Annotated in this window: 9 protein-coding genes; 3 read left to right on the forward strand and 6 right to left on the reverse strand. The window is 32.4% G+C overall.

The features are described from left to right. Window positions 1-126 precede the first annotated feature (126 nt). Window positions 127-1,038: a methyltransferase domain-containing protein gene (locus tag ACKI2P_RS02550; RefSeq protein WP_407374718.1), complete on the forward strand. Its 912-nt coding sequence runs from the start codon at window positions 127-129 to the stop codon at window positions 1,036-1,038. Between the two features lie 8 nt (window positions 1,039-1,046). On the opposite strand, the gene ACKI2P_RS02555 is transcribed toward ACKI2P_RS02550, so the two are convergent. Continuing rightward, window positions 1,047-2,072, reverse strand: coding sequence for an NADH-dependent flavin oxidoreductase (locus ACKI2P_RS02555; protein ID WP_407374719.1), 1,026 nt, complete (start codon window positions 2,070-2,072; stop codon window positions 1,047-1,049). A gap of 72 nt (window positions 2,073-2,144) precedes the next feature. Between ACKI2P_RS02555 and ACKI2P_RS02560 the strand changes: the two genes are divergently transcribed. Further along, a complete protein-coding gene (locus ACKI2P_RS02560; protein ID WP_407374721.1) occupies window positions 2,145-2,585 on the forward strand; it encodes a hypothetical protein in 441 nt (146 codons plus the stop codon). Window positions 2,586-2,685: 100 nt separating this feature from the next. On the opposite strand, the gene ACKI2P_RS02565 is transcribed toward ACKI2P_RS02560, so the two are convergent. The 4 genes from ACKI2P_RS02565 to ACKI2P_RS02580 all read right to left on the reverse strand — a co-directional run bounded on the left by ACKI2P_RS02565 (window position 2,686) and on the right by ACKI2P_RS02580 (window position 6,060). Continuing rightward, window positions 2,686-4,029 carry a CDP-glycerol glycerophosphotransferase family protein gene (locus tag ACKI2P_RS02565; RefSeq protein WP_407374723.1) on the reverse strand — a complete coding sequence of 448 codons (1,344 nt, stop codon included), beginning with the start codon at window positions 4,027-4,029 and terminating at the stop codon, window positions 2,686-2,688. Between the two features lie 21 nt (window positions 4,030-4,050). Further along, the gene (locus tag ACKI2P_RS02570) at window positions 4,051-4,827 is read right to left on the reverse strand and encodes a hypothetical protein (protein WP_407374724.1); all 777 of its coding nucleotides are present in this window, start codon (window positions 4,825-4,827) and stop codon (window positions 4,051-4,053) included. A gap of 115 nt (window positions 4,828-4,942) precedes the next feature. Then, window positions 4,943-5,149 carry a hypothetical protein gene (locus tag ACKI2P_RS02575; RefSeq protein ID WP_407374726.1) on the reverse strand — a complete coding sequence of 69 codons (207 nt, stop codon included), beginning with the start codon at window positions 5,147-5,149 and terminating at the stop codon, window positions 4,943-4,945. A 62-nt stretch (window positions 5,150-5,211) separates the two neighbouring features. After that, the gene (locus ACKI2P_RS02580; RefSeq protein WP_407374728.1) at window positions 5,212-6,060 is read right to left on the reverse strand and encodes a glycosyltransferase; all 849 of its coding nucleotides are present in this window, start codon (window positions 6,058-6,060) and stop codon (window positions 5,212-5,214) included. A 191-nt stretch (window positions 6,061-6,251) separates the two neighbouring features. Between ACKI2P_RS02580 and ACKI2P_RS02585 the strand changes: the two genes are divergently transcribed. Continuing rightward, window positions 6,252-7,292: an acyltransferase gene (locus ACKI2P_RS02585; protein WP_407374729.1), complete on the forward strand. Its 1,041-nt coding sequence runs from the start codon at window positions 6,252-6,254 to the stop codon at window positions 7,290-7,292. 183 nt (window positions 7,293-7,475) lie between these two features. Here the strand turns inward: ACKI2P_RS02585 and ACKI2P_RS02590 are convergent. Continuing rightward, window positions 7,476-8,125 (reverse strand): hypothetical protein (locus tag ACKI2P_RS02590; RefSeq protein ID WP_407374731.1); only part of this gene is annotated, 650 nt, incomplete at its 5' end.

Here is an 8,125-nt window from a genome sequence, read left to right on the forward strand (position 1 = left end):
TTTAATCACGTATAGTATTGGATATATATAACAAAATAATATACAGGCATAGTTTAAATTATATCAATTATATATAGTATTAGGCATAAAATAGTATATGTTAGAATCTTAAATATTGGAGATATTATGATAAAAGACAAGATATTAGCCAGAAGTAATCAATTTAATTATTATAAAGACAATTATTTTCGATTGATGGAAGAAAATAAAAAAATAAAGGAAGATTTGAAAAAAACAAAAAAGAATAACAAAAACTTAAAAAAACAAAAAAATAGGCTGGAAAAGGCAAATGCCGAATTATCCAATGATTTTGATTTATTAAAACCATATGTAATAGAAACAGCCGCTGAAAATTTTGACATACAATACTGTCCTGTATGCGGTAGACCTACCGAGTTTGTTCCGGCAGGAATTACTAAAAGAGAAAATGCATTATGTAACAAATGCAAAGCCTTCGAAAGGCACAGACTCTTTTTCCTGGTTTTATTGAAAAAATATAATCACATATTTAATAAAAATATTAAATTGCTGCACTTTGCACCTGAAAAAGTACTGTACAACAAGTTCATCAACAATGAGTCAGTCGACTATTATCCTGTAGACATTGATCCTGAAAACTTTGCTAAAAAGAACATGACAATCAGGGACAAAGTCAATATGGAAGAAATCCCATATGAAGACAACAAATTTGATTTGATAATAAACGTTCATGTTTTAGAACATGTGCACGATGATATGAAAGCAATGCATGAAATATATAGGGTGCTTAAAAAAGGAGGAATATGCTTTGTTTCAGTTCCTTTATCCGGAAACTATGAAACACTGCAAAAACCGGAATACAATACACCCGAATTGAGACTTAAACATTATCTCCAGGAAGACCATGTAAGGCTATACGGATATGACATCAAGGACAAATTAGAATCCGTAGGCTTTGAAGTGAAACAATATAACATAGACAGTTTAACTTCCGAAGAAAAAGTTAGGGAATTATACGGACTCCATGAGGGCTTCGTATTGTTTGTCTGTGAAAAATAATACTTCACTTAAATATTCAATGTAGGCGTCCTGTGAATGTGGCATGTCGCTGTCTTTTTCCAGTAGCAGTTGTTGCATGTCTTGCAGGTTGTAACGCCGTTTCCCATCACCTTCCAATCGACCAGAAAGCTAGGGTCAGCCACAAACGGCCTCTGCATTGAAATGAAATCAATATCTGTATTGTTGAGTATTCCATTAATCTGGTCCTGACCAGTTGCGCCACCACCTAAAATGACCGGAATGCCAACATTAGAGATTATTTTATCAGTAGCTTTAATCAAAGGATTTTCCTCTGTGTTTTCACGTGTGAAAAACTGTGGTGAGCGTGGACGTGTAATCTGGAGAGAATCCGCACCGTATTTTTCAAGAATCTTTGAAACTTCAATAGTTTCATCAAGTGTCATTCCTATATGTGTGCCGTCAAATGCATTCAGTCTGCAGTTAATATGAAGATCTGTAGTTTCCTTTATTACGTTGATTATTTCCAGAACTAATTTTAGCCTGTTTAGGGTGCTTCCGCCGTATCTGTCTTCACGGCTGTTGAAATTGGGATTTATGAACCTTGACAAAAAGTAGTAGTTTCCAAGACCTATCTGAATGCCGTCAAATCCGGCATAATCAAGCTTCTGGGCGGCCATGATATAGTCTGTTTGAATTTTTCTGATATCATCAACGGTTATGTCATCTACGGCCACATTCTGATTTGCGTGCTTGTTGAACTGGACAAATCCCACCTGTCCGAAAATAGGAACGTCATATACATGTACAAGATCAGTCAAATCCTTTGCTTCACGTACAAACTGCTTGTAGTGCATTGTATGAGTGTATTTTGAAAATACATCACGAGGATAGAGTGAAATCAGCTCGGAAATGATCAGTCCCACACCGCTGGCTGCAATGTTTTCATAGCGGTTATATATCTCAGGGGTGAGGTTGCCTGTCTTTTCCCTTTCAGACTCCCATAGCCCTGTCCTTACAATTCTACTGTTAAGTTGCAAATCTCCAAAGCTCACATAATCAAATAAATCTTTCATAATTAAAGTATATTCAAACAATATAAAAAACTTTTATATGACAATAGCCAATTAATTATTAAAGGTGATATCATGAAAAAAGTATTGTTAACTATTGCCTTGATTATTGCTATTGCTTTAATTTCATTATATGCCGTTTTTTCAATATATGAAAGAGAACCTGTTGAAAAAACAGAAATTACATTCTATATGGATAATCCGATGAAAGTTAATAATTTTGCCGATGAAATAGAATCACATTCATACTTTAAGGGTTACAACAACACCACGCTAAATTGGATCAGGACTCTTGATTCAAATAATGTTGTATTTTCAAGCAATGATACATATGTTATAATGGGACCTTCAGATTTGGGAAGGATTCCCGTTGAATCTGCAACCGACGTGACAATAACCGATACAGTAAGATGCCACGTTAAAGAAAAAAGACCCCTCGGTAATGATTTAAGAGATGTGATTTTTGTAGATGATGTTGAATTCGTATCAAAGCATATCAAATACTATGATGTTTAAAAAAAAAAGAGAATGTTTAGGAATTGATATTCCTAAAAAACTTCATCTCAATTTAAATAATGAAGATAATACAGCCTTAATTTTTCTATTTTCACACAAGCTATTTTTTTGTGATTGTCTTCATTATCTTTTCTGAGGAATTTCCACATTCATATGTCAAGAATTTTTTCTTGAATTTTTCCCGGCAGGGCTTGTATTCATTTTCAATTTCATCAATGTTCAATATGGCCTCCTCAACTTCTTTTGAAGTGAATAATATTGGTCCTGGATTATTTTTTGTAAGATCGAAATAAAGCCCTCTTAAGTTATTAGTATATTCTGCCAAATCATATGTAAACAAAAGTATTGGGCGGTCCAATAGAGCATAATCAAACATTACAGATGAATAATCCGTAATCAGAATGTCAGAGATTAAAAATATATCTTCAGCCACTTCAAAGTTGGACAAATCATAAACGAAACCGTTTTCAATATCATCCCCATCTTTGGAGGATACATGATGAGTCCTAATTATTAAAACATATTCATCAGATAACGATTTTTGAAGTGAATTCAAATCAAGCATCAGCTCAAAATCATGTATCACCCTCCATGTTGGAGCATAAAGAATTACCTTCTTGTCTAAAGGAATTCCGAATTTTTCCTTGATTTTTCTAATATCCTCTTCATTATTCTTTGTAAATAGAATGTCAGTTCTTGGATATCCGAATCTCAAATGCTCGTTTTCAAATCCATAAGCGGTTTTTGTCTTGTCTTCAGTGAAAACACCCTGAATAGTAATGTAGTCCCATAAATTGGTATTTTTGATATATTCCCTCCTGCTTTCTTCAGTTTCATAATTTCCGGGACTGTCCATGCCTAAGGTTTTATATGGAGTTGCATGCATTGTTTGAACCTGCACCTGGTTTTTTCTTTTGACATAATTTTCAAAGAATGTTCCGTTGTTAATGAGATATTTTGATGTGGCAAGGTAGTAAAAGTATTTCAGGGAATTTCGTCTCACCTTGATTCCATTTCCTTTAATTGGCCGGTGTTCATCTCTAAGTGACCAAATGCATTTCCAGTCAGGATGATTTTCATCGAGATATTCATAGATGTATCTAGGGTTGCAGCTGTATTTCCTACCCAACATTGACTCGAACATAATCTGTTTGTTTTTGATAGGTAAAAATCTCATTAATCTATAAATCGTTTTAGCTATTCTCTGCCTTTTTTTAAAAGTATTCTCAGAGTTTGGCCATTTCAATTTTGACTGTAATTTAACTGTTTTGTATCGGGTATCGGAAAGCATATACCTAAAATAGTCTTCTTCATGTATCAATTTGAAAGACTTTGAGGAATATGCAGGAGTTGAAATGATAATGTCATCAAAATCATAGGCTACTTTTATGAAATGGATTCCTGAGGTGATATTTGTTGTTATATCCTCATCTGACAAATCCATTGTGAATCTGATTTTGTTTTGTTAATCAATTTTTCCTTCAGATAAGTTGTAAATCATCATGTCAAGTTCGTTTTTAAAGTAAAGCCTTGCAGATTTTAACTTGCCTTCATATTTATCGCTGCAGTGATAATCAATTGTAATATCTATTTTAGAATTTCTTTGGGCAATATCTGATATTATGGAAAGTACTTCATATTTGGAAATGTCAAAGGTAAAATCATTTTTTGTATCTACAATTATCTGTCCTTTTTTGGAGTTCAGGAATAATACTTGACTTTTCTTATGAACTGCCAATTCTTTATTTTCATATGTCAGTTTTGCTTTTGAATCTAAAAAAGAGTTAATTTTCACAATATAGCAATGTTTGTCTTCATTATATGCTAATGGTATTTGACTTTCAGGGTTTCCATAATCTAAAAATAGATTTCCCTTGAATTCTTTTGAAAATATGCATAGGTTATCATCTTCGATAGCTATTTTTTCATTAAAGAAATTCTTATTTGAAACATCGATAACCAAATCATTATTCAAGTCATGAGTGATTAGAAAATATTTTCCCTTAGAATGTGTTGCTTTTAAATTGTTTGGGTCAATTTGTTTGAAACCTAAAAAGAAATTATGTTCAACACCGTCCTGTTTGTAGTTCATCAAAATTCTGTTTTCACCATTTAGTTCATCATCAAATAAGTTTTTATAGGGGATGGTAATCCTATATCCTGCGGCATCATATGAATAGTCAACATTATAGGGAATATTAAACTGTGACCTTATTTTAGGTTTAATGTCTTTGTGATTCAATTTGATTTTTTTATGAGTATTTCCATTATAGAGATAAAATGAAAATTGCCTGTCATCTGTTTCACTATTCTTTAAGCCAGGAATAAAAGCATAACCTTCAATATTAATACCTTTTTTAAAAAAAAACCTTTATAACAGATTTAATCATTGGACTTTCTTTGATGAACTGGCTGATATTGATGCTGGAATCATTGAAAATTTCATTTTCAACACTTAAATTGCAATTTTCATTTATGCTTGAAACAGGCAGATCGTGAGTCATAAATCTGAACAGTTTGAATAAATTTTTGTAATTTGAACTTAAAAGAAATTCATATTTCATCTTATCGAATTCATTGATTTTTTCAATATTTCTCAGGTCAATATTTTCTTCAACATACTCTTTTAAAAGATTAAGTGTATGTTGTGACTCTTTTTCTGATAGGTTTTTTGATTGTCTATGTATTTCATCAAGTCTACTTTAAGCCATTTTATCTGCTTTTTATCTTCCAAATTGGCAACATTATCTTTAATGTATTTATCAGTTAGCCGCATGACAGATAGTTTATCGTCAATGCTTGTTGTGAAATCCTTTATTAGAGGAATTCTGGAATAGTAACACGGTTCATTAATAATTGAAATACTGTTGGCTAGGTTCTGCATCTGTAAAACAATAGATTCATCTACAGATGACACACTTTCAGAGAATTTGAAATCATTATCAGTGAAAAAAGAATGCCTAATCAGTTTATTGAATAATAATGAATCATATAATATATCAGGGTTGTCTTTGAGTGTTGTGACTTCATCTCCAAAGAATGCTGGACCATATTGGTTGGGATTAATACATTTTCCATTGTCGAACTCACATACGAAACCTGTCGCTAAATCACTATCATTCTTTGTGACTAAATTAAACATTCTCTCATATGCATAAGGTGAAATCATATCTTCTGAATTTAAAAATGAAATGTAGTCTCCATCACAAATGTCGACACCGTAATTTAGACCGTAATTAAATCCCCGATGATTTATATGATAATATTCAACATTTTCATAGTTCTTTGCATAGTTTTTTGCAATTTCACCGCTATTGTCAGTTGATCCATTATCAATTAATATTATCTGCAGGTTGTTTTCATATTCAGATAAACTCAACTCATTTATTGTCTGATTTAAAACTGAATCAATGCAGTTCTCTAAGAATTCAGATGAATTATAAAAAGAAATAATAACGCTTATACATGAGTTCATTAATCGCACCTTAAAACTTTATCTATTTTAATGTTTTTTTGATGTTTAATAAAATTTTGTTTTTATGCTTTAAAATCGCATAACTCTCTGCTCATTATCAGAACTGTTATAAACATGTTAAAATATATTATTATTGAAGGTGATTTCATTTATAAAAAAGAACGAATAAAATATTTAGATTTATAAGGGCAATGGCCATTATGGGTGTTATCATATTACACGTATTTTACATGTGGCCAAATCCGGAAATAATGAACTTGAAGATTTATTCTTTTAGACAAATATTCATGTATGCTGTTCCACTATTTCTGATGTTAACAGGAGCTTTAATGTTGAATAGAGAAATTGAATTAAAGAGTTTCTTTAAGAGTAAACTTCCGAGAATCATATACCCATTTATGTTTTATTTAATCATACACCTTTGTATAATATTGTTGATGTTGCATTTTTTCGGTCATTCCGAAATCCTTGACACATATATCAGCGTGATTCCATTCAAATATAACTGGTATTTCTGGTTGATTTTAGGTGTCTACATTACCCTTCCTGTAATAAACAAATTTGTACAGTCCTCATCTATGAAAGAAATTGAATATTTCATAGGCGTGCTGTTTGTAGGATCCATATTTTACCAGATCATGTTTATATTCAACTTGGACCAGCACATCAATCTGAATTTCATCATATGTCCTGTAGCATATCTTGTTTTGGGATATTACCTGTCCCATAAGGACTTCGGAATGTCCAGTGGCAAGATTATAACAATTTCAATAATTCTATTCATTGCAATGACCCTGATAAAGATGGCGGGCGGTAACGGAGATGTTCCATTCGATTACGTATCAGGTTTTGATATTACAACAACCTCAAGAGTTGCAACCCGAATTGACTTAAGCATCTTTGAATTGATTCATGTATCCGCACTGTTCCTGATGATAAGATATCTATTTGAGTCAAGAACCGGAATTTATGCTAAAATAAGAGGTTTCTTCGAGAAAAATTCTATTGTTAAGTTATACACTTCCATCAGCAGGTCCAGCTATGGAATGTATCTGTTCAATAGGACTTTACTTATTCCGATTGAAATAGCCGTTGCGACATTAACACTGACAGGAAGTCAGGTCTGCGGTTTAATTTTGATATTGGCTGTTGGTGCAACTTTGATTGTTTGGTTGGTCGTCCTGGTTTTCCATAAAATTCCATTCATTAACAGATACTGTGGATATCATTAATTGATATCCCATTGATTCTTTTTTTAACAGCTTATTTTTTTCTGGATAAAAAAAATATTATTGATATAAAAATAGAATATGAAATCGTCAGTTATATTGAATATGTATCATAGCATATCGAATTCTATGACATTTGAAAAAAAAATGAAAATATTTAGGAATTAATATTCCTAAAAAAACTTCTTATATTATCAGCAGTATGCTAAGGATTAAAACTACAAATAAAGCCCAAATACTGTTGTTTTCGCCAACTCCAATATTTTTGTCAATATCCATCTTATCTTTAGCAACGCTTGTACTGTTTAAATCATCACCCACACTTTCATCAGTATTGCCAAACAAATCAATTTGTTTTGCAACTGAATCGTATTGATAATCAAAGCTGTTTTCTGCAAGATAATCAGTTGCGGATGCTTCCCAATGATATGCAGCACCTATTAGGCAACGAGCCATATAGTAGTATGTCTCAGTTGTTTCATTGTCTTCTTCTGCATCGGTTTCATTATATGTGGAATTTGAATTTCCAGTGTAATTAAATCCTTTTGCAGCTGAACTTTTTGTAACATAGCAATGAATAGTGCCGTTTTTATAGATATACTCGTGAGCCCAGGCATAAGTGTAATTATCTAGGAATTTGTCATAGTAGTATTCCTGATCAACGAGATTCCAATCGACTCCATAGTCTTCATCCCACTCATCGAAATCATCATCCCAGTCCTCATCGTCCAGGTCATCATCCCAATCATCAGAATCATCATCCCAGTCCTCATCGTCCAGGTCATCATCCCAATCATCAGAATCATCATCCCAGTCCTCATCGTCCAGGTCATCAT

The organism is Methanobrevibacter sp. (assembly GCF_045541095.1).
Taxonomy (GTDB): domain Archaea; phylum Methanobacteriota; class Methanobacteria; order Methanobacteriales; family Methanobacteriaceae; genus Methanocatella.

Coding starts and splice junctions, on each gene's coding strand:
- ACKI2P_RS02550 (WP_407374718.1), top strand. CDS start 127: ATGATAAAAGACAAGATATTAGCCAGAAGTAATCAATTTAATTATTAT.
- ACKI2P_RS02555 (WP_407374719.1), bottom strand. CDS start 2,072: ATGAAAGATTTATTTGATTATGTGAGCTTTGGAGATTTGCAACTTAAC.
- ACKI2P_RS02560 (WP_407374721.1), top strand. CDS start 2,145: ATGAAAAAAGTATTGTTAACTATTGCCTTGATTATTGCTATTGCTTTA.
- ACKI2P_RS02565 (WP_407374723.1), bottom strand. CDS start 4,029: ATGGATTTGTCAGATGAGGATATAACAACAAATATCACCTCAGGAATC.
- ACKI2P_RS02575 (WP_407374726.1), bottom strand. CDS start 5,149: ATGAAATATGAATTTCTTTTAAGTTCAAATTACAAAAATTTATTCAAA.
- ACKI2P_RS02580 (WP_407374728.1), bottom strand. CDS start 6,060: ATGAACTCATGTATAAGCGTTATTATTTCTTTTTATAATTCATCTGAA.
- ACKI2P_RS02585 (WP_407374729.1), top strand. CDS start 6,252: ATGGCCATTATGGGTGTTATCATATTACACGTATTTTACATGTGGCCA.